We start from the raw sequence: 20,822 nt of genomic DNA, 5'->3' as shown, positions 1-20,822 counted from the left end.
AGACGACACGCGCGGTAGCCTTGATATATGGAAGCGGACACTCAGGCCAAACGCAAGACCTATGCGGGCAACGCCACCCTCGAAATCTTCGAGGTGCTATGGCGGCACACCTACTTCGGTCACGGCCTGTCCGTGCGCCAGATTCTTGACGAACTCGGCAAGATGCATCCGTACGCCACTCCGGACGAGCTGCCCACGGAAAAGACCGTGCGCAACCAGCTCAGGAAACTCGCCACCACACGCTTTCTTGGCCGTGGCATAGGCCATCTGACCGAGAGCGACCTGATCGGCGTGGAGTGCGCCGACCCGCAGCCCGGCTGGTATATGGACGCCTTCCTGTCCACAGCAGAGATGCGGCTGTTGGCGGACAGCCTCACCCTCTCGCGCATCAGCTTGGACACGCTGGACGAGCTGGTTGGCAAGATCCGCGAGCTCGCCGGAGCCGCCGGGGACACCATCGACTATCTCGACCACGTGGCCACGTACACGCATATCAACGGCGAATTCCTCTCCACCATCGACCAGCTCAACCAGGCTATCGAGGACGGCCACGGCGTGACCTTCCAATACCGTGACTACGGGCCGGACGGCACATTGGTGCCACACAAAAGCCGGACCGGCACGGGCAGCACCTACACGGCGGATCCCTATCAGATGGTGTACAAGAACGGCCGCTACTACCTCATCTGCCACCTGCATGGCGAAGACCATCTGCGCATCTTCGTGGTCAACCGCATCACCAACGTGAGCACCAAAGGGCTGCACGGCAGCGTACCGTTGGAGAGGCCGGCGCCCGAAGGCTTCGACGCGGTGAACTTCATGCGTCACCGTCCCTACCCCGTAGCAGACGACCCGGTGCGCATCCGCATGCTCGTCCGCGGCGAATCCATGCTCAACAACGTGTTCGAGTGGTTCGATGATCCGCAGATCACCCCGCTCGGCAGCGGAGGCCAGTTCGAGGTCGCCGTGAACTCCCCCGAACGTGCGGTGTTCTGGTGGGCATTGCAGTATTCGTGGGACGGCCGCGTGACCATTCTCGAACCAGATTCGCTCAAGCGCAAACTGTACGATGCCGGCACCCGCATGGCCGCCTCCTATGCGCCCGAAGATTCCGCTCCGCCTGAGCATCATTGACACCAGAAGCCAAAGCACCGCCACGGCAATGGCCGGCAGCCCCACTGCCGCCAACATTGACACAGTCATCATCGCCTCCCAACCAATAACGGCAATCCTTTGCCGGAGCCGCCAGCAACATCGTCCCGTCATCATCGCACAGGTTTTCGAAAGCGGTAAATTTTTACCGAACCTCACGAAAACAAGCCATTCTCAAGCATTTCTGAGCAATCAACGCTCAGTCAGACCGTCTTACGGCTATGGTGGAAACCATCGGAAACCTCGATCATCGCCAATGAATAAAAGGAGCAAGTATGAGCGAAGCACGTACCGCATGGGGCTGGGGCCTGGCCAGCATCGACGCGGCCGGCAACACCCTGGACGTCTGGTATCCCGAACTGACGCTGGGCCCGGCACCCGCCGAGGTCGACCGCCCGAACCACAACTTCGGCACCCTGGTCACCGAGGAGGCAGACGCCCGCGGTGTCCGTCGCGTCCCGGTGTTCACCGTCAGCCAGCTGGACGAACCGATCACCAACGCCGCCGAGGCCTACCTGAAGCTCCACCTGCTGAGCATGCGTCTGGCCAAGCCGAACACCCTGAATCTGGACGGCATCTTCGCCCAGCTCAACAACGTGGTGTGGACCAACTACGGCCCGTTCGCCGTGGAAGACTTCACGCTGCGCAAGGCCGATGTGGAGCGCGCCGCCACGGACGCCGCCCAAGCCTTTGCCACCCAGGTAGGTCTGCCGGCCGCGGCCCCCGCCGCCACCGTGAACGTGTTCGGCGTGGACAAGTTCCCGCGCATGATCGACTACGTGGTGCCCACCGGCGTGCGCATCGGCGACGCCGACCGCGTGCGTCTGGGCGCTTACCTGTCCGAGGGCACCACCGTGATGCACGCCGGCTTCGTGAACTTCAACGCCGGCACGCTGGGCGTCTCCATGGTCGAAGGCCGCGTCTCGCAAGGCGTGGTGGTCGGCAACGGCTCCGACATCGGCGGCGGCGCCTCCATCATGGGCACCCTGTCCGGCGGCGGCAAGCTGCGCAACTCCATCGGCGAGCACTCCCTGCTCGGCGCCAACGCCGGCATCGGCATCTCCCTGGGCGACAACTGCACCGTTGAGGCCGGCCTGTACATCACCGCCGGCACCAAGATCACCATCTGGGACAAGGCCAAGGCCGCTGCCGGAGAACCGCTCGAAGTGGTCAAGGGCGCCGAGCTGTCCGGCAAGAACAACATCCTGTTCATCCGCAACTCGGTCAACGGCCGCATCGAGGCCCGCTACCGCAAGATCGGTATCGAGCTCAACGAGAAGCTGCACAAGAACTGATTCCATCGGCTCCTTGAGCCGTGCGGCACAGCTGCTCATTTTCACCTGCGGAGAGTCCCATGGGACTCTCCGTTTTGCGTTTCGGCGCGGAAATCGAGGCCGGTCTCTGAAACCGCTCTAACACACGGGAATCGCAACTCCGTTCATATCGCAGCTCTCATATTGATTCAGAAGCTCCTAGCCACATCCATCAGATTCAACTCGTTTCCGATACTCTTTGCGCACGACTATGGCAGAAACAGCCAGCCCAGCCCCGCAGGCATTCATTCTCAATGAATGCCTGTTTCAGCGATTGTTTGAGGCCAGAAGAGCATGCTTTCTATCACCAAGCAATCGCAAATTGCCCGCCCAACGATTGTTTGATGCTAGAAGCATCTTTCTTCTATCACCAAACGATCGTAAATCGTCCGTTCAGCGGCCGTTTGACGTCAGAAAGGCCCGCCTTCTATCACCAAACAATCGCAAACATCCGCTTCAGCAGTCCTTTCAGTCCAAAAACCACATGTTTTTCCCGGATGCAAACGGCCGCGAAACACCTTCCGGCAGCCCATCAAAATCCGGAAAGCATCTGTTTCCATGCTGAAAGAACGCAAACCACTTTTGCCGAGGGCCTTCCGGAACCAGAGACACAAGCCCATCCGACATGCGACCACCAATGAACTTGCATGCGGACGCCGTGCGGATTCAGCCCGTGAAATCCGCCGAAAAGCCATGTCATATCAACAAATCCTGTGCAACCTCACCGCTACTCATCACGAAACCCCGAATCAAATGAAAGAACACCGCACAAAACCCAAAGAAGCCACGACAACCAACAATCTCCAGAGCGGCATCCCTACCACGACACCAAACAAACAACGAAAAGGCCGACGCGCAGAATCACGCATCGGCCTCGAAAGCCACACCGAAAGCGGAAGCCTACCGCTCCTCCAGCGGCACGTAATCGCGCTTCACCGGCCCGGTGTACACCTGGCGCGGACGGCCGATCTTGGTGTTCGGGTCGGCCAGCATCTCGCGGTACTGGGCGATCCAGCCAGGAATGCGGCCCAGTGCGAACAGCGTGGTGAACATGGCCGGATCGAATCCGATGGCGCGGTAGATCAGGCCCGTGTAGAAGTCCACATTCGGGTAGAGGTTGCGCGAGACGAAGTACTCGTCATGCAGGGCGATGTCTTCCAGCTCGGTGGCCACATCGAACAGTGCGCGCTCGTCGGCCGGCAGCTTGGACGTGTCCTCGCGCTCCATGATCTTCTCCAGATACTGCTTGGCGATGGCCGCGCGCGGGTCGTAGGACTTGTACACGCGGTGTCCCAGACCGGAGATCTTCTGCCCGTTCGCCTTGGCGTCGGTCACGAACTCGCTCACTGACTTGCCGGAATCACGGATTGCCTTGAGCTGGCGGAGTACAGCCTCGTTCGCACCGCCATGCAGCGGGCCGGAGAGGGCGTTTACGCCGGCGGCCACCGCGGAATACAGGTTGGCGTGGGCCGAACCGGCGATGCGCACCACGGAGGTCGAGCAGTTCTGCTCATGGTCGGCATGGATGATGAGCAGTCGGCCGAGGGCGTGCACGTACAGCGGGTCGGATTCGAACGGCTCGTACGGCACGGCGAAGCACATGCGCAGGAAGTCGTCCACGTAGCCGCGCGCGTAATCGGGGTAGAGCATCGGCTCATCGCGGCGGCGGCGGAAGATGTAGGAGACGATGGTGCGCACCTTGGCCATGATGATCACCGCAGCCTCGTCCAACTGGTCGGAATCGGTGATGTCCGTGGTGTCCGGATAGAACGTGGCCAGCGCGTTGATGGCGGAGGCAAGCACGCTCATCGGGTGCGCGGTGCGCGGGAAGGAGCCCATGAACGTACGGAAGTCCTCACCCACCATGGTGCGGTGGTTGATGGCGGAGACGAACTTCTCGTACTGCTCCTTGCTTGGCAGCTCGCCGTGGCGCAGCAGCCATGCCACTTCAAGGAAGTCGGACTGGTCGCACAGCTGCTCGATGGGGTAGCCGCGGTAGCGCAGGATGGAATGCTTGCCATCGATGAACGTGATCTTCGACTCGCACTGCGCGGTGGTCAGGAAGCCGGGATCGAGCGTGACCCAGCCGTCGTTACGCAGCTTGGAGACGACGATGCCGTCCGCCCCCGCGGTGGCCTTGACCACCGGCAGGGTGTATTTGCTGTCATCCACATTCAGCTGGGCTGTTGCCATACTTGTGCTCCCTCATCAACGGGCCGATGCCGACGGAACGGGCCGTTCGGCTCAAAGCTCAAAAGTATGGCTCACTATATGGCATGCGTGTTTCGGTGCAAGCCGGCGTCTCAAAAACAGCCGGGCGGCAACGCACGGCACCGCCGGGCATAACAAAAGGGAGCCTCCGCGTGGTGCAGAAGCTCCCCTCAGTCCGCTTTGCGGCCAGCTCCCCTCAAAGAGGGGAGCCAGAAAACGCTATTCGCTACGGTTCAACCAGCGGCAATCACAGATTGGTGCGGTCGGTGAAGATGATCGGGCCGTTCTCCGTGATAGCGATGGTGTGCTCGGAGTGGGCACCGCGCGAACCGTCGGAGGAGCGCAGGGTCCAGCCGTCCTTCTGATCCTGGTAAATCTCGTCCGTGGTCTTGAGGAACCACGGTTCGATGGCGATGACCAAGCCTTCGCGCAGCTTGTAGCCGTGGTGGGCGCGGCCGTCGTTCGGCACGTGCGGGTCGCCGTGCATGATGTGGCCCACGCCGTGGCCGCCGAACTCAAGGTTGATCGGGTATCCGTATTCGCGCGCGATGTCGCCGATGGTGTTGGAGATATCGCCGAGACGGTTGCCGGGCTTGGCCACGTCGATGGCGGCGGCGAGCGCCTCCTCGGTGCACTTGATGAGGCGCAGGTCCTCGGGGTCGGGGTCTTTGCCCACCACGAAGCTCACGGCGGAATCGGCGACCCAGCCGTCCACGGAGATGGCGAGGTCCAGGGAGACCAGGTCGCCGTCCTTGAGGCTGTAGTCGTACGGGACGCCGTGGAGCACGGCGTCGTTCACGGAAGTGCAGATGTAGTGGGCGAACGGGCCGGTGCCGAAGTCCGGGGCGTAGTCCACGTAGCAGGATTCGGCGCCCTTGCGGTCCACGATCTTCTTGTGGACGAATTCGTCGATCTCCAGCAGGTTGGTGCCCACCTTGGTGGTCTCCTGCAGTTCCTTGAGGATTCCGGCGACGAAGCGGCCGGCAGGCTTCATTTCCTCGATTTCACGAGGGGTCTTCAGTTCGATCATGCCTGCCAGCCTACTCAGGCCGCCCTACTTGCGCGGCTTGCCGAAAGTGAACGCGCGAATCACGGCGGTGATGCCCATGACCACCATGGCGCAGCCGCCGAAAATCACCATGAACACGGTGGAGCTCAACGGGCTCATCAGCACCACGAATCCGGCGATGATGGAGATGATCGCGTAGGCCACGGCCCATCCGGAGCGCGGGATGCGCCACGATTCCACCAGTGCCATCACGCCCTCCATGATCCAGCCGAAGCCCGCCATGAGGGTGATCATCAGGGCCAAGGTCTGTCCGGTCAGGCCGTAGTTGCGCACGACCACCACGCCGCCGAAGGTGAGCAGGATGCCCACCAGCACGTCCAGCACGCGCCAGCCACCGGGCAGTCCGGGCTCGACCAGGGCGCTGACGATGCGCACCACGCCGGAGATCACGAAGTAGACGCCAAGCAGCAACGCGGCCAGGGCCAGCGTCTTGGACGGCACAAGCAACAGCGCCAAGCCCAGCGCGACCGCGGCCACGCCCACCACGCCGTACACCACACGGATGGTGGTCTTTGCCTTCTGCGGCAGCCATTCCTCGATGAGGCGGAACGGGTTGAAGTCGCCGGCATACCAGCCGGGTTGCGCGCCAAACGGATTCCGGCCCTGATCGTCCTGGCCGTTCTGGTTCGGCTGGTTCTGACCGTACGCGCCGTACGGTCGTCCGTATCCATACGGCTGACCGTACTGTCCGTACTGCTGGCCGTTCGGATTGGTGGCGTACGGCCCGTAATAGGGCTGGCCATAACCCTGCTGCGACTGCGGACCATCCTGCGGGCCGCTCTGGCCAGACTGCCCGTCACCCTGCTGCGGCGGATACTGACCACCGTGGTTGCTGTCGTACGCACCGTACTGCGGCTGCTGGTTCGGCTGGTACTGCGCACCGTTCTGGCCTTGCTGGCTCTGGCCTTGCGGATCGAACGGGTTCTGGCTGTTGTTCGGGTCGCTCATCATGACTCCTTATGTACACGGTTCACCCCACATTTTAGACAGTCTGCCTAATTCACACCATGAGCAGAACTAGGCAGACTGTCTAGTAACAGCCACGCCCATCACAGGCAATCAGCCCACAGCCAAGACGACAGCCAGTGCTTCTCCCCCACGCCGATTAGGCTGGGGGCATGACCAACGAAACCGAAACGCTGAAGTCGGGCATCGACCCGTCCTCGTTCTCCTCCACCATCAAGCCGAACAACGACCTGTTCCGCTACGTCAACGGCCCCTGGATCGACACCTACCGCCTGCCGGATGACCGTTCGCGCTACGGCTCCTTCGACAAACTCGCCGAGGACGCCGAGAATCAGGTGCGCGAAATCCTCGAGGACGAGGACTGCCCCGCCGCCAAGTCGCAGGCCCTCTACCGCTCCTTCCTCAACACCGACGCCATCGAGGCCGCCGGACTGAAGCCGATCCGAGACGAACTCGACCTCATCGACTCCGCCATCGACAAGCCCGCCCTGACCCGGGTGCTCGGCACCATCAACCCCGCCGGCGGCCCGGACCTGTTCGGCCTGGCCATCTACGGCGACCCGGGCAATCCGGACCTCAACATCACCCACATCGAGCAGTCCGGCCTGATGCTGCCGGACGAGGCCTACTACCGTGAGGACCACTACGCCCCCGTGCGCGAGGCGTACGTGACGATGGTGGCCACCCAGCTGGTGAACGCCGGGTACGCGCCGGCCGCCGAAACCGATGACGCCGACGATTCCGATTCCGTCGATATCGCCGCCGCCCCGACCGTGGTGCCGAGCGAGGCCGCCCTCGCCATGGCCCGTCACTTCCTCGACGTGGAGACCCGCATCGCCGCCAACCACTGGGACAACGTGGCCACCCGCGACTCCGTGAAAACCTACAACCCCACCGATTTCACCGATCTGGCCGCCACGCTGCAGCATTTCGACCTGAACTCCTGGATCGAGGCATGGCAGTCCGCCTATGACGCCACCGAGGCCGCCAAGGCGCAGCCCATCGATTTCAAGGCCGTCTTCGCCCGCACCATCGTGCACGAGCCGAGCTTCCTGAGCGGACTCGACAAGTTCTGGGACGAGGCCGACCTGGCTGATCTCAAGCTGTGGGCCCGTGTGCACATGATCGTGGGCTCCGCGAGCATGCTGTCGCGTGCGTTTGACACCACCAACTTCGACTTCTTCGGCAGGGTACTCTCCGGCGCCAAGAAGCAGCGCGACCGTTGGAAGCGCGCGGTGAGCCTGGTCAACGGCGTATGCGGCGAGGACGTGGGCCGCGAGTACGTGCGTCGTCACTTCCCGGAGAGCGCGAAGCAGCGCATGGAGCAGCTGGTGGCCAACCTCATCGACGCCTACCGCGTCTCCATCGCCAACTCCGACTGGCTCGGTGCCGATACGCGCGCCAAGGCCCTGGAGAAGCTCTCCAAGTTCACGCCGAAGATCGGATACACCAACCACTGGCGCGACTACTCGGCGCTGGACGTCTCCCCGGACGCCCTGCTCGCCGAAAACGCCAAGGCCGCGAACCTGTACGAGACCGGCTACCAGCTGACCAAGGTGGGCAAGCCGGCCGACAAGGACGAATGGCTGATGAACCCGCAGACGGTGAACGCCTACTACGAGCCGAGCATGAACGTCATCGTGTTCCCGGCGGCCATCCTGCAGCCCCCGTTCTTCGATCCCGATGCCGAGGACGCGGCCAACTACGGCGGCATCGGCGCGGTGATCGGCCATGAGATCGGTCACGGCTTCGACGACCAAGGCTCCCAGTACGACGGCGACGGCAGGCTCAACAACTGGTGGACGGACGAGGACCGCAAGAACTTCGAGGATCGTACCAAGGCGCTCATCGAGCAATACAACGGCTTCGTGCCGCAGCAGCTGGCCGAGAAGTACGCGGATGAGCCGGACAAAGCCCCGCACGTCAACGGCGCGCTGACCATCGGCGAGAACATCGGCGACCTGGGCGGCGTGAACATCGCCCTGAAGGCGTATGCGTTCGCGCTGGGCAAGGCATCCGGCGCGATTGCCGGCAACGGCGACGAGGACGGCTCCCCGGCCGCCATCAAGGCTCTGCTCGGCACCGCCCCGGAGATGGACGGCTTCACCGGCCTGCAGCGCTTCTTCCTGAGCTACGCCTCCATCTGGCGCACCAAGAACCGCGACGAGCTGGCCGAGCAGTACCTGCAGATCGACCCGCACTCCCCCGCCGAGTTCCGCACCAACGGCATCGCCCGCAACGTGGATCTCTTCTACGATGCGTTCGGCGTGACCGAAGGCGACGCCATGTGGCTCGCCCCCGACGCCCGCGTGCGCATCTGGTGACTCCGGCCGTGACTTCTTGCCTTGGCTCCCCTCTCTGAGGGGAGCTGTCGTCGTTAGACGACTGAGGGGAGTACCACGAGTAGCGCTCCCCTCAGTCAGCTGCGCTGACAGCTCCCCTCAGAGAGGGGAGCCAAGCTAGTACTTCATCTAGAACGGAACGTCGTCTTCGACTTCCTCGTCAAATTCGCCGTTATACGGCTGTCCTTCCGCCGGCGAATCCGTCTGCGGTACTTGCTGGCCGGTCTGTTGCAGTGACTGGCTTGCGGATTGGCTTTCTGTCGACTGGTCGGCAACTCCCAAATCAACCGGCTGCGCCTGCCGCGGCACCACCTCACCTCCCGTGGCCTGATACGGGTCGATGCCGGGACCATTGGCGACATCATATCCTTGTTGCGGATTTCCCGCTCGCTGGAACTGCGCCTGCTCCCCCTGCGCGAGCTGGGCACCGGTTCCGGCTCCATTGCCCGCACCGGCAACACCGTTGGGCCCGTTCGCACCATTGCCATTGACGACGTTGCCTCCGCCGCGCGACACCTTGGTCAGTGCGGTGGTGCCGAACGTCAGATCATGGCCGATGTTTGTGGCCTCAATGACGGTACGGCTGCGCAGCTCACCGGTCGGCGTGGACCATTGCTCAGTGTTGAGCACTCCCACCACGATGACCCGGTCGCCTCGCCGCACCGATCGCTGGGTGTTCTGGGCCAGCACCCGGAAGGCCTTGACCGCAATCCATGCGGTGCCATATTCCTCCCATTGACGGGTGTTCTGGTTGAAACGACTTCGCGTACTGCCCATGCGGAAATTCAGTACGGGGAAGCTGTCCGTACCGCCCATCATCGGGTCGCCCGCCACGAAGCCCGTGATGGTCACCGCCGCCTGCTGATTTGCCATGATCGGTCCTTTCATTCGCATTGCCATGGATGGACCGCCGGGGTTGCCTGCGCGTCCTTGCGGGCAGATCAGCCGGCGGTATTCTCCACTGTGCTGGACCTGAATCGGTCGGGACAAGCCCAACCGACGAATGTGGATACCGTGACGCAGTTGGGTTCTTGACCTCTGTGGACGGATTTCGATTATCCACCGTTAGGTAAACAGTCTTTGCATTTGTTCTGGCTCCCCTCCCTGAGGGGAGCTGTCAGCGAAGCTGACTGAGGGGAGCATTACTCGTGGCACTCCCCTCAGTCGTCTAACGACGACAGCTCCCCTCAGGGAGGGGAGCCAAGAACAGCAAAAAGCGCCATCCCACAGATGCAGGATGGCGCTTGTGCAGCTACTCAGGTCTCAATCACAGACGCTCAAGCAACGTCTCCACGGCCTGATCGGCGGGCACGGCGACCTTATTATCGCCGTTGCGGTCACGAATCTCGATCGTGCCGTCGTTGACGAAGTCGCGGCCCACCACGGCGATGGTCGGCACACCGATGAGCTCGGCGTCCTTGAACTTCACGCCCGGGGAGACCTTCTTGCGGTCGTCGTACAGCACCTCGACGCCCTTGGCCTCCAGCGCCTCGACCAGCTTCTCGGCACCCTCGAAGGCCTTCTCGTCCTTACCGGTGGCCACCACATGCACCTGGGCCGGCGCGATCACGGACGGCCATGCCAAGCCGGCCTCGTCGTGATGCGTTTCGGCGACGCATGCAAGCACGCGGGACACGCCGATACCGTAGCAGCCCATCCACACCGGCACGGCCTTGCCGTTCTGGTCGAGGACCTTGAGATCCAGGGCCTTGGAGTACTTGAGACCCAGCTGGAAGACCTGGCCGATCTCCACGCCGCGCTCGAAGCTCAGCGGGCCGGAGCCGTCCGGGCTCATGTCGCCGTGGCGGACCTCGACGGCCTCCACCACGCCGTCGGCCTTGAAATCACGGCCGTAGACGAGGTTGTAATAGTCGACCTCGTGCTCGTCGGCACCGGTGAACCATGCGGAACCCTTGACGACGTGCGCGTCCACGAAGTAGCGCAGCGGTTCCTTGACGCCGGCGGCCTCGGCCTGCGGGCCAAGCACCATCGGGCCGATGTAGCCCGGCACCAGCTCGGGATGCTTCTTGAGATCCTCTTCGGTGGCCTCTTCGAGCTCGGACGGCGCGAACTGCGCCTCGAGACGCTTCATATCGACCGTGCGGTCGCCCGGCACGCCGACAACAATCAGCTCGCGCCACGGCTCGTCGTGCTCCGAGTCCTCCGGGTGCTTGACGGCGATGACCACGTTCTTGAGGATGTCCGAAGCGGCCCACTCGCGGCCGTCCGCACGCAGGTGATCAGCGTTGGCGCGCTCGATCATCTTGTCGATGGTCTTGGCGTCCGGCGTGCTCTCCTTGGTGGCGGCCGGGGTGTTGGAAGCATCGATCTCCGGCAGCTCCGGCGTGTGCAGGGCCTCGACGTTCCAGGCCTTGCCGGAGGGGGCGAGCGCGAAGGTGTCCTCGCCGATCGGCATCGGCGCGAGGAACTCCTCGGACGCGGAGCCGCCCATCGGGCCGGACATGGCGAACACCGGCACGTACTTGAGGCCGATGCGCTGGAACACACGCTCGTAGGCGCCGCGCTCATCCATGTACGCCTTGCGCATACCTTCCTCGTCCACGTTGAACGAGTAAGCGTCCTTCATCACGAACTCGCGGCCGCGGATCAGGCCGGCGCGCGGGCGGAACTCATCGCGGTACTTGGTCTGGATCTGGTAGAGGACGACCGGCAGGTCCTTGTAGGACGAGTACATGTCCTTGACCAGGAGGGTGAACATCTCCTCGTGGGTGGGGGCCAGCAGGTAGTCGGCCTGGTGACGGTCCTTGAGGCGGAAGATGTTGTCGCCGTACTCCTCCCAGCGGTGGGTGGCCTCGTAGGGCTCGCGCGGCAGCAGGGCCGGGAAGTGCACTTCCTGAGCGCCGATGCCGTTCATCTCCTCGCGGATGATGGCCTCGATCTTGTTGAGCACGCGCAGGCCGAGCGGCAGCCACGTCCAGATGCCGGGGGCGGCCTTGCGGATGTAACCGGCGCGCTGCAGGAGCTTGGCGGAATCGACGTCCGCGTCCGCCGGGTCTTCGCGCAGGGTGCGCAGGAACAGGGTTGACATACGAAGGGTATTGGAAGTCATGTGTTCCAAGATATTCGTGTGAACCGACAATGAAGAAGCGGCCCCGAATCATCTCACCCATGCCGATTTTGTCTATGGCTGGTTGTCTCCGGATACCAGTGCGCACTTGACATTAGCTTGGTTTTCGTCTGCGTGCATGCGACAATGATGAGGGGGATAGATTTACCGTGAGGGGGCACCGATGACGCAGCCGACCAATCCGCAGGAGCATCGCACACCAGACGATTCCGAACGACAGGTTCCGCCGGCATCACCTCCCGCCGCCGGGACCCAAACACCGACGACAAGCAACGCATTCATCCAATCGCAGTCAACGACGACTGCCGAATCACCGTTTCATCCTGAACCGCGCGAGCGGCAGATTTCACAGACCGTACCGCCCGTAATGCCGGGCCAACCATATCCGTCGTATTCCGATACCCCGCAACCGCCGAATTTCGCGCAGGCGGGCTCGTTTTCACCGTATTCGGCCACGACCGGCGCGCCGATGATGACGCATACCATAGGCCAGGAAGAGCAGTATCCGCCATTCACCAATGGCTTGGGCGTGCCCATAATCTTGCCTTCCGCGCAACCGGAACCGGAACGGCCTCGTCATTCCAGCGTGCAGATTCTGCTGCTGATTCTGGGCGTGGCGCTGGTGACCATTGCGGTGCTCGCGTTCGCTCTGGTGGCATACAGCACTTTGGGCGATATCGGACGAGCCGCGGCCATCGGATGTATCGGCTTGTTGTCGCTGGGCATCGGCGTGGCATTGACCCCGCGACTGCGGGCCACCGCCGAAGGACTCGCGTGGGCAGGACTCGCGGCGCTGACCATTGATGCCGTGCTTATCGGCCATATTCCCGCGGTGGCGTTGCATGTGCCGCAGGGTACCGCGAGCGGCCTGATCATCGTGCTGGTCACCGCGTTCGCTTTGGGGTTGCGGTTCATCCGCATACCTTCCCATATGCCCATCAGCAAGGCCGATTCCAGCTCCCAAACGATCCAATCGGTTTCCGTTCCCGCTGGTTCCCCGGCACAGAATCCTTCGGTTCGGAATGTCTCCACGCAGCATTCCCCTACATCGGAATCCAGCGCGCCGGCCCTCTCTACGCAGAGTAATCCCGTGCAGGGCTCTGCTGTGCCGGGTTCCGCTGCGCAGCCGGTCTTGCCATTGCGCGCCTATACGTTGTATGCAACCTTCTCATTGCCGTTTGCGCTGATCCTGCTCATGACTGATTTGCCCGTGGTGGATTCTGAGTTGCGCGATACCGTGGCTGTGGCCGCAGGCGCGTTGGTCATGGCACTGAACGCGGCGTTCCTGAAGCCGAGCAAACTATCCCGTCACGCCGATTTTGAATGGGTTGCCTCGGCTATTACGTCAATGGCTTTGCTGGCGCCCATATCCTTCATCATGTATACCGTAATGTCATCGGCCGAACCGTTCCCGCTGGCGGCTTCGCTCTGCGCTCTTATCCCCGCGGCATGGGCAGCGATACTGGTGACTCTGCATGTGCGGGTTTTGGCCCATACCGGCAAAACCGTGCATCCGCTGCTCTGTGCCATACCGACCGCGGGACTCGTATGGACGTGCGCTTCGGTGTCCGTGCCGCTGAGCCGCGGCCTTGAGATGGTAATGGCGAATCAGGACCTCGCCCGCATGTGCGCCTATCTAGCCACGGTGTTGGTATCGGCCGTCGCCATGGCCGCAGGCTGTCTGTTGCCGCGTTCCGGCGGGTTCAGGCGGATCGGCGAGCCGGCCCGCACCACAGCAAGCATCATCGGCGCGTTCCTGTTGATGGTCCTGACGTTCAGCGAATTCGATCGCAGGGATATTCCCGCGTTCATCACCGCAATGACGGCGTTCGTACTCATGCTGGCGGTCTGCACCGCAACCGGCGTGCTCGCCACCAAGCCGCAATCGGGCGAACCCGAAGAAGCAATTTCCAAGGTCAATGCGCCCATACCGATTTCAACCATTGAGCTCAGGCCTCAATCGGCCTCCCATGTACAAGTCCCGCATCCGCAGAACGCACCATCCACGTATCAACACAGATATATCTACGCTTCAGCTCTGTTCGCATACTGTTTCGCGATTTTCACCGCTGTGGTATTGATGCTTTGGACGCTTGCGGACCATCATCCGTATATTTCGGTCGACGTCATCGCCATCATCACAGGTTCGGCGGCGCTGATTGTGGGGGCATACCGGCTGCATGTCAACGCGCAGGCACGAAGCTGGCCTGTGCTCTGGGCTCCTCTGACGCTACTCATGGTTCCCTCATTGCTGGCAAGCCAGCTGGAACCGGTCAATTTCCCGCGTATGCTTGCGCTGCTCACCATCTCGCTCGTCACGCTGCTGCTGGGCGCACTGCTGGGATTGCAGGCACCGCTGATATACGGCGCAGTGGTGCTGACCATTCACATCCTCACGGTGATCTGGCCATGGCTTGCGGAATTTTCACGCCATTACTGGTGGGTATGGCTACTCATCGGCGGCATCATCCTCATCGTGACCGCAGCCCGATATGAGGCCAGTCTCAAATCCATGCGCACCATCGCCGCCCGCATCAGCGACCTACGCTAGCACCTATAAACCGACCATTCGATTCAACTGTGCGAAAAGCACATTGCGACAGCCGAACCGGAAGCAGTCGCATCAAAAGCGCCTTTTATGCGAATGCACATCCCGCCCAATAACGTAGGCTCTGTTAAACCAAGATTGACATGAATTCCATCGGACTACCCCTCAGCCGGCTTCGCCGACAGCTCCCCTAACAAGGGGAGCCGAGAATAAGGGGCATGTCAATCTTGGTTTAACAGAACCATAACGTATGCGGAACTATCCCGACAAGGAATAATTCCGCATACAAAACATCACCAGCGGCCGGCGATGAGGGTGCCGCAGTCGGGGCAGCGACCGTTGCCGCCGTTTGCCGAAGACAGACGGTCTGCGATGATGCGATACCAGTCACGTTCGATGAGTTTCGCATGGCATGACGGGTTCGGACAGTAGGTGGTGTCCCCTTCCCGGTCGTGGACGTTGCCGGTATAGACATAATGCAACCCCTCACTGAGCGCGATTGCACGAGCACGGGTCAAGGTCTCATGCGGGGTGGGCGGCACGTCCATCATCCGATAGCTGGGGTGGAAGGCGCTGAAGTGCAACGGCACGTCCGGTCCCAGATGCTCGCGAATCCACGCGCATTCGGCATGGAGTTGGTCATCGTCGTCATTGAGGCCGGGGATAAGCAGGGTGGTGAGCTCCACCCACACATGCTCGCCGCTCGGGGTGCGGGCCTCGTTGACTGCGTATTCGATGGTGTCCAGCACATCCTGAAGATGCGTGCCAGTGACTTTCCAATAGAAATCCTCGGTGAAGCCCTTGAGATCGATGTTCGCCGCATCCATGACCGCATAGAAGTCGGAACGTGCGATCGCGCTCATATATCCGGCGGTCACGGCAATCGGGTGAATACCGCGCTCGCGGCAAGCGACGGCCGTATCGATGGCGTATTCGACGAACACGATCGGATCGTTGTAGGTGAACGCCACCGAGTCGATGCCGCGGTCCGCCGCCACCTGCGCGATTTTCTCCGGACTCGCCTCCACGCCAAGCCGATCGAAGCTGCGTGCCTTGGCGATGTCCCAGTTCTGGCAGAACCGGCAGCCGGAATTGCATCCGGCCGTGCCGAAGCTCAGTACGCTGGAGCCGGGATGGAAATGATTGAGCGGCTTCTTTTCCACCGGGTCTACGGCGAAGCCGGAACTGCGGCCATAGGTATCGGACATGATGACACCGTCATGGTTCGACCGCACGAAACAGAAGCCACGCTGTCCGGGCTTGAGCACGCACCGGCGCGGGCACAGTTCGCAGCGTGCGCGGCCGGAGCCGTCGTCAAAGCGCGTCTGCCACCGGCCGATTGCGGGATTTGACTTATCGTCTCCCGAATCCGAGGGAATCGCGGCACGGGGAAGACCGTCGATTTTCCCCGCCGCATCCGCATCAACCGGGTTACGGAGCGTGGTCTGAGTCCCGGTAAAACGGTTTACGGTGTCAGAGACGCGGACGCCCACATCATTCCTCGGCATAGGCAGTCACCTCGTAGCGCTGGCAGTCGATCTCGCCATCGGACCAGTCGTATCCGGGTCTGATACCGGCCTTGGCCAGCAGATGGGCGACAAAATCGTGCGGATCAGGAAGCTGTTCCCAGACCTGCGGCAGGAATGTGGCACTCCGACCGCCCTGGTCGGAGATGATCAGCCCATCCCGGCCAGGGCGCAATGCCGATTCAAGTTCGGCACGAGACCGCACTGGCCTGTCTGAATGCCTCGGCTCCCGGCTTACATTCGTGGTTGCGGGGCGGCTCCCGTCAGCCAAAGCATGCCGATAACCCTGCTTCGCTTCCCTCTCGTCCTTCCCGTCCGCTGATATTTCGTCATCCGCCGTCACGACAACAGGTTCCGGCTCGCCCAATACCGAGACTTCCACGCTGAGCAGCGGGTATTCGGCCACCGTGACCGGGTTAAAGCGAGGGTCATGAACCGCCGCGTCCACGGCATGCTCCGCAACGTCGCGTCCCAACGAGCGGTAGGCCACCAACGAGCCGATGCATCCACGCAGTCGGCCGTATTCGGTAAGGGTCACAAAGCTCGCACCCGACTGCCACAGCCAAGGATGGGCCGCGATGATGTCGCTCACCGACGATTCGATTGCCCCAGTCGGGCCAGCGTCTGATTTGGAAATATCGGTAACGGGATCGACGTCAGCATTGACACCAACACTGGTATCGGAGACAGTAGGCCGTCGCGTATCCGTGTCGATACCCAATCGCTCTTGGATGGCGGCACGGGCAAGCGCCAACAACACGTCGCCGCGTTCACTATCCGCTGGACTCGTGTCAGTACCAGAATCTTGAGAGCCGCGATCCGCACCATCAATGGCATCAGCGCTGCCAGTGACACCGAACCCGCCGTGGATATCGGCGCCATCATGACGATCGGTGCAATCATGACCAGCTTCATCCGGCACAGCATCATCCGATGCACCATCGTTCCGGCCGTCCTCCCACGCGGCGAACGAAGCATACCCGACCACCGGCTCATCGGGGTCGCGCATGGCCGGACGCGGCTGCCCGGCGAGCGCCACCACGCCATCATCTCCCGAAGTGGAGCAGCCAAGCTTGAACAGATGCATGTCATGGCGTTCGGTCAGCACATCCAAGAGCCCGTTGATCGGATAGGCCCCGCAGGCACGGCGTGGATGGATGGGCTTGCGCAGCGCGAGGATGTCCTCGATGGTCTGGTCATCCAATGCGCGGGCGTAGGCCTGAGGATGGTAGTGCGAGAGGTCGGAACTGATGACGATGACGGTTTCGGAATCACCCCACAGGGCACGCAACACGTCGCCGACTTCCTCGGGGGTGGCGTCGCCCGCATTGAGCGGAACGATTTCAAGGTCCGGGCCGAAGATGGTCTGCAGGAACGGAATCTGCACCTCCACCGCATGTTCCTGGGCATGCGTGGGGTCGTTGACGATCAGTGCGGGAGCGGGAGCACCCGGCCGGGCACGCATGCCGGAGCGCAGACCATTCCGTGAAACACCTCGTGAAACATTACGTGAAACGCCTTGTGAAACATCAGTCGACCCCGTGGCATCGGTGGTATCGACCGCGCCCATTCCCAACGCCCGACGCTCAGCCGCGGTATCCACGCGAGCCGCACCCAGCGGCGTCTCGAACGCATCCCACGTGGAGCAGGCCACGCCGCGGACCGCCACGCGATGGGTCGGCCCCACGATCACCGCGCGCTTCACCATGCCGCGGCCACGCTCCAGCAATGCGTAGGCAAGCGCCGCCGTGGTGCCAGAATACACGTATCCCGCGTGCGGTACGATCACCGCTTTTGGCGCGCCCGCCGGAAGCCGCGACGCCAACTGCCGTATCAACGCACGCCCATAATCAAGATGCCGGTTGACGAGCTGCTTCAACGTCACCTGGTCGGCCGGGTAGAACGAGCCGGCCACCGCCGCCGGACGCACCGCAACCGGACCTGCAGCGCCGGTTTCGAGCGGTTCATGAACCCCGTTGTTCCCGTGGAAGATATCGGAATGCACCATAACGACCACCTCACCTCCATGGTAGTCCGATGGCATCAGATGCTTCATTACATCACAATTGGCATAACCTGAGCTACCCTTCAGTCGGCTTCGCCCGATAGCTCAGCGGACAGGGGGAGCCGAAAGTTAGCCCACATCAATATTGGGGCACCAGCGCAAAACCCGATTCAGAAAAGGGCGTCCTGATCGAATTCGTCGTCGCCGGCGGCAAGGCCGGTGGGCTTGAAGGCGGCGGCTCCGTCCGCGGCCAGTTGGTCGGAAGCGGCGGCCGAGGCCTCGCGCAGGTCTCCGTCGAGCATCACGGCGTCCGGCGAGACCAGGAACATGCGTTCGTTGCCACCGGCCAGATACAGTCCATCCAGCGATTCCACGCGGGAGAGCGCCACATAGCCCATGCCGGGCGCGAAGGTGCGTCGCAGGTCCATCACCGCACGGTCGAGCGTCATGCCCTGCGACTTGTGGATGGTGATGGCCCACGCGCACCGCAACGGCACCTGCCGCACGGAGGCGAGCACGGTGTCGCCGTCCATCATCTCCCAGTCGGCCGGTTTCATCGTGACGATATTGCCATTCTCGAACTCCACGATGGGCCAGCCACCCTTGGCTTCGGGCGCAAACCCGCGCACGGTGCCAAGCGAGCCGTTGACGAACTGATGGTCGGAATCATTGCGCAGCGCCATCACCGCCGCACCGGTCTTGAGCACCAATCGTTCCGGGGCGAGCATGTTCTTCCTGAGTCGGTCCACCAGATTGGCAGGCCCTGCGGTTTCGGCGTGGAACTCATGCTCGTCAAGCGCGATCTGGGCCAGTCTCATATCGTTGAGCCCGTCGGCCTGCCGGTTGACGGGGAACAGGTGAACGGCCACTTGACCGGGTTCGGGCATCCGCCCCAGTCGGGTCAGCAGCACCTCGCGGTCGTGCTGGGTCACGCCGCCGGCGCGGATGTCGGTGAGTACGGTGAGCAGGTCGCCGGTGTCCTGACGGTGTTGTTCGGTCAGGTAGCAGACGGCGGGATTGAGTTCGTCCCACACCAGTGATTCGGTGACGAAACCTTCCGGATTGCGTCCGGCCTTGGCATAGCGTTCGCGTGCGGCCACGAATTCCGGGGTCGGGGCAATCAGGTCGTTGTTGCGACCGGATACGGAGACGGGCGGCAACTGGAAGAAGTCGCCGGACAATACCACTTGGATGCCGCCGAACGGACGCGGGTCGTGACGGACCAGCCGGCAGACCTGATCGACCATATCGAACAGCCAGGCGTGCAGCATGGAGACCTCGTCGATGACGAGGATGTCCGCGGCCTGAATCTTGCGGCGACGACGGGAACGAATGAGTTTCAACAGGTTGGCCGTCAGACTCGTGGCCACACCCACGCCGCTCCACGAATGGATGGTCTGGCCGTTGATGTGCGTGGCGGCGATGCCGGTGGACGCGGTGACGGCCACTTCGGCGCCGTCCGCCCGCGCCTGACGGATGAATTCGTTGAGCGTGTACGTCTTGCCGGCACCTGGGGCACCGGTCAGGAACACGTTCGCGCCGGCGTTCAGGATGGCCAAGGCCTCGCTTTGGCGCATTGGTGTTCCTTTCGATTCCCGTGATATCCGATGCCCGATTGAGTGGTGAGTACTCCCCTCTCGGAGGGAGCGGAGAGGGGAGCCACGAAAAACAAAGCTCTGTTATAAAACCAAGATTGACATGAATTCCATTGGGCTACCCCTCAGTCTCGCTTCCGCGAGCCAGCAAGAATAAGAGCCATGTCAATCTTGGTTGAACAGAGCCACAAACAGACTACTTGTTGAGGATGCTGGTGGCTTCGATGTCGGCGGCGATGGCCTTGGCCTCGGCCTCGTCCGGGCCGGGCACCGGGGCCATGAAGGCCTTGCGGTAGTAGCGCAGCTCGTCCAGCGACTCGATGATGTCCGCCAGCGCGCGGTGGCCGCCGTTCTTCGGCGGGCGGTTCTCATAGACCGCCGGGTACCAGCGGCGTGCGAGCTCCTTGAAGGTGCTCACGTCCACGCTGCGGTAGTGCAGGTGGCTCATGAGGCCCGGCATGTAGTGGTCGAGGAACTTCTTGTCCGAGCCGATGGTGTTGCCGGCGAGCAGCGGCTTGACGCCGTCCGGGGTGAAGCGCAGCACGTATTCGGTGACCTTCTGCTCGGCTTCGGCAAGGCTCAGACCGTGCTCCCATTCGTTGATGAGGCCGGAACGGGTGTGCATGTTACGCACGAAGTCGTTCATGTGGGCCACGGCGGCCTCGGAAGGCTTGATGACGAAGTCCACGCCCTCGTCCAGCACGTTGAGGTCGAAGTCGGTGGGCACCACGGACACCTCGACCAGCTCGTCGCCGCCGAAGATGTCGAGTCCGGTCATCTCGCAATCGATCCAGATCAGGCGCGAGTCCTTCGCGCTGTACGTTTCCGCGTCATGTGCATCCACCATCGTGGGCCGCCTTCCGTAACTATCGCTCGTAATCAGAACAGTTCAGACTATACCGCGGGGAATACATTGAATCTCAGGAACTGGGTGGCACTCCGGGAGACTCCCCTCAGTCGGCTTCGCCGCCAGCTCCACTCAGACAGGGGAGCCACAGTGAGGGAAC

At 62.3% G+C, this 20,822-nt stretch carries 13 protein-coding genes; 4 read left to right on the top strand and 9 right to left on the bottom strand.

The genetic code is table 11. The features are described from left to right. Positions 1 to 27: 27 nt before the first annotated feature. Together JS536_RS02555 and dapD are read left to right on the top strand one after the other, a co-directional pair. Positions 28 to 1,134 (top strand): WYL domain-containing protein, encoded by a 1,107-nt coding sequence (locus JS536_RS02555; RefSeq protein ID WP_214355633.1) that lies wholly within the window; start codon positions 28 to 30, stop codon positions 1,132 to 1,134. A 293-nt stretch (positions 1,135 to 1,427) separates the two neighbouring features. Next, positions 1,428 to 2,447 carry a 2,3,4,5-tetrahydropyridine-2,6-dicarboxylate N-succinyltransferase gene (gene dapD / locus JS536_RS02550; protein WP_214355632.1) on the top strand — a complete coding sequence of 340 codons (1,020 nt, stop codon included), beginning with the start codon at positions 1,428 to 1,430 and terminating at the stop codon, positions 2,445 to 2,447. Between the two features lie 918 nt (positions 2,448 to 3,365). Here the strand turns inward: dapD and JS536_RS02545 are convergent. From JS536_RS02545 to JS536_RS02535, 3 genes are all read right to left on the bottom strand, one after another. Further along, positions 3,366 to 4,658, bottom strand: coding sequence for a citrate synthase (locus JS536_RS02545; RefSeq protein WP_214355631.1), 1,293 nt, complete (start codon positions 4,656 to 4,658; stop codon positions 3,366 to 3,368). Between the two features lie 265 nt (positions 4,659 to 4,923). Then, positions 4,924 to 5,706 carry a type I methionyl aminopeptidase gene (map, locus tag JS536_RS02540; RefSeq protein WP_109057411.1) on the bottom strand — a complete coding sequence of 261 codons (783 nt, stop codon included), beginning with the start codon at positions 5,704 to 5,706 and terminating at the stop codon, positions 4,924 to 4,926. Positions 5,707 to 5,730: 24 nt separating this feature from the next. After that, complete coding sequence (locus JS536_RS02535) at positions 5,731 to 6,693, bottom strand: HdeD family acid-resistance protein (protein WP_214355630.1); 963 nt, start codon at positions 6,691 to 6,693, stop codon at positions 5,731 to 5,733. Positions 6,694 to 6,863: 170 nt separating this feature from the next. Between JS536_RS02535 and JS536_RS02530 the strand changes: the two genes are divergently transcribed. Next, positions 6,864 to 9,035 (top strand): M13-type metalloendopeptidase, encoded by a 2,172-nt coding sequence (locus tag JS536_RS02530; protein ID WP_214355629.1) that lies wholly within the window; start codon positions 6,864 to 6,866, stop codon positions 9,033 to 9,035. 147 nt (positions 9,036 to 9,182) lie between these two features. Here JS536_RS02530 and JS536_RS02525 read toward each other — a convergent pair whose 3' ends face one another. Together JS536_RS02525 and JS536_RS02520 are read right to left on the bottom strand one after the other, a co-directional pair. Next, positions 9,183 to 9,926, bottom strand: a complete 744-nt coding sequence (locus JS536_RS02525) for a single-stranded DNA-binding protein (protein WP_214355628.1) — start codon at positions 9,924 to 9,926, stop codon at positions 9,183 to 9,185. A gap of 394 nt (positions 9,927 to 10,320) precedes the next feature. Further along, the gene (locus JS536_RS02520; protein WP_214355627.1) at positions 10,321 to 12,123 is read right to left on the bottom strand and encodes a proline--tRNA ligase; all 1,803 of its coding nucleotides are present in this window, start codon (positions 12,121 to 12,123) and stop codon (positions 10,321 to 10,323) included. 181 nt (positions 12,124 to 12,304) lie between these two features. On the opposite strand from JS536_RS02520, the gene JS536_RS02515 reads away from it, so the two are divergent. Then, on the top strand, positions 12,305 to 14,692 hold the full coding sequence (locus tag JS536_RS02515; protein WP_214355711.1) for a hypothetical protein: 2,388 nt from the start codon (positions 12,305 to 12,307) through the stop codon (positions 14,690 to 14,692). Between the two features lie 290 nt (positions 14,693 to 14,982). Here JS536_RS02515 and amrS read toward each other — a convergent pair whose 3' ends face one another. The 4 genes from amrS to orn form a co-directional block, all read right to left on the bottom strand. After that, positions 14,983 to 16,197, bottom strand: a complete 1,215-nt coding sequence (amrS, locus tag JS536_RS02510; RefSeq protein WP_240544207.1) for an AmmeMemoRadiSam system radical SAM enzyme — start codon at positions 16,195 to 16,197, stop codon at positions 14,983 to 14,985. Next, positions 16,184 to 18,223, bottom strand: a complete 2,040-nt coding sequence (amrB, locus tag JS536_RS11750) for an AmmeMemoRadiSam system protein B (protein WP_240544206.1) — start codon at positions 18,221 to 18,223, stop codon at positions 16,184 to 16,186. The genes amrS and amrB overlap by 14 nt, the downstream gene beginning before the upstream one ends. A gap of 167 nt (positions 18,224 to 18,390) precedes the next feature. Beyond that, positions 18,391 to 19,797 carry a PIF1 family DEAD/DEAH box helicase gene (locus tag JS536_RS02500; RefSeq protein WP_214355626.1) on the bottom strand — a complete coding sequence of 469 codons (1,407 nt, stop codon included), beginning with the start codon at positions 19,795 to 19,797 and terminating at the stop codon, positions 18,391 to 18,393. Positions 19,798 to 20,011: 214 nt separating this feature from the next. Continuing rightward, positions 20,012 to 20,662 (bottom strand): oligoribonuclease, encoded by a 651-nt coding sequence (gene orn, locus JS536_RS02495; protein ID WP_214355625.1) that lies wholly within the window; start codon positions 20,660 to 20,662, stop codon positions 20,012 to 20,014. Positions 20,663 to 20,822 lie beyond the last annotated feature (160 nt).

The sequence above is a fragment of the Bifidobacterium sp. SO4 genome (genome assembly GCF_018555355.1).
GTDB lineage: Bacteria > Actinomycetota > Actinomycetes > Actinomycetales > Bifidobacteriaceae > Bifidobacterium > Bifidobacterium miconisargentati.
The sequence above is the reverse complement of the archived record's forward strand: the minus strand, read 5'-3'. Positions and strand labels throughout refer to the sequence as shown.

Bases quoted from the DNA above. Each gene is read 5' to 3' on its own strand.
- amrB (WP_240544206.1), bottom strand. From the start codon at position 18,223: ATGGTGCATTCCGATATCTTCCACGGGAACAACGGGGTTCATGAACCG.
- orn (WP_214355625.1), bottom strand. From the start codon at position 20,662: ATGGTGGATGCACATGACGCGGAAACGTACAGCGCGAAGGACTCGCGC.
- dapD (WP_214355632.1), top strand. From the start codon at position 1,428: ATGAGCGAAGCACGTACCGCATGGGGCTGGGGCCTGGCCAGCATCGAC.
- JS536_RS02515 (WP_214355711.1), top strand. From the start codon at position 12,305: ATGACGCAGCCGACCAATCCGCAGGAGCATCGCACACCAGACGATTCC.
- JS536_RS02535 (WP_214355630.1), bottom strand. From the start codon at position 6,693: ATGAGCGACCCGAACAACAGCCAGAACCCGTTCGATCCGCAAGGCCAG.
- JS536_RS02555 (WP_214355633.1), top strand. From the start codon at position 28: ATGGAAGCGGACACTCAGGCCAAACGCAAGACCTATGCGGGCAACGCC.
- amrS (WP_240544207.1), bottom strand. From the start codon at position 16,197: ATGCCGAGGAATGATGTGGGCGTCCGCGTCTCTGACACCGTAAACCGT.
- JS536_RS02545 (WP_214355631.1), bottom strand. From the start codon at position 4,658: ATGGCAACAGCCCAGCTGAATGTGGATGACAGCAAATACACCCTGCCG.
- JS536_RS02500 (WP_214355626.1), bottom strand. From the start codon at position 19,797: ATGCGCCAAAGCGAGGCCTTGGCCATCCTGAACGCCGGCGCGAACGTG.
- JS536_RS02520 (WP_214355627.1), bottom strand. From the start codon at position 12,123: ATGACTTCCAATACCCTTCGTATGTCAACCCTGTTCCTGCGCACCCTG.
- map (WP_109057411.1), bottom strand. From the start codon at position 5,706: ATGATCGAACTGAAGACCCCTCGTGAAATCGAGGAAATGAAGCCTGCC.
- JS536_RS02530 (WP_214355629.1), top strand. From the start codon at position 6,864: ATGACCAACGAAACCGAAACGCTGAAGTCGGGCATCGACCCGTCCTCG.
- JS536_RS02525 (WP_214355628.1), bottom strand. From the start codon at position 9,926: ATGGCAAATCAGCAGGCGGCGGTGACCATCACGGGCTTCGTGGCGGGC.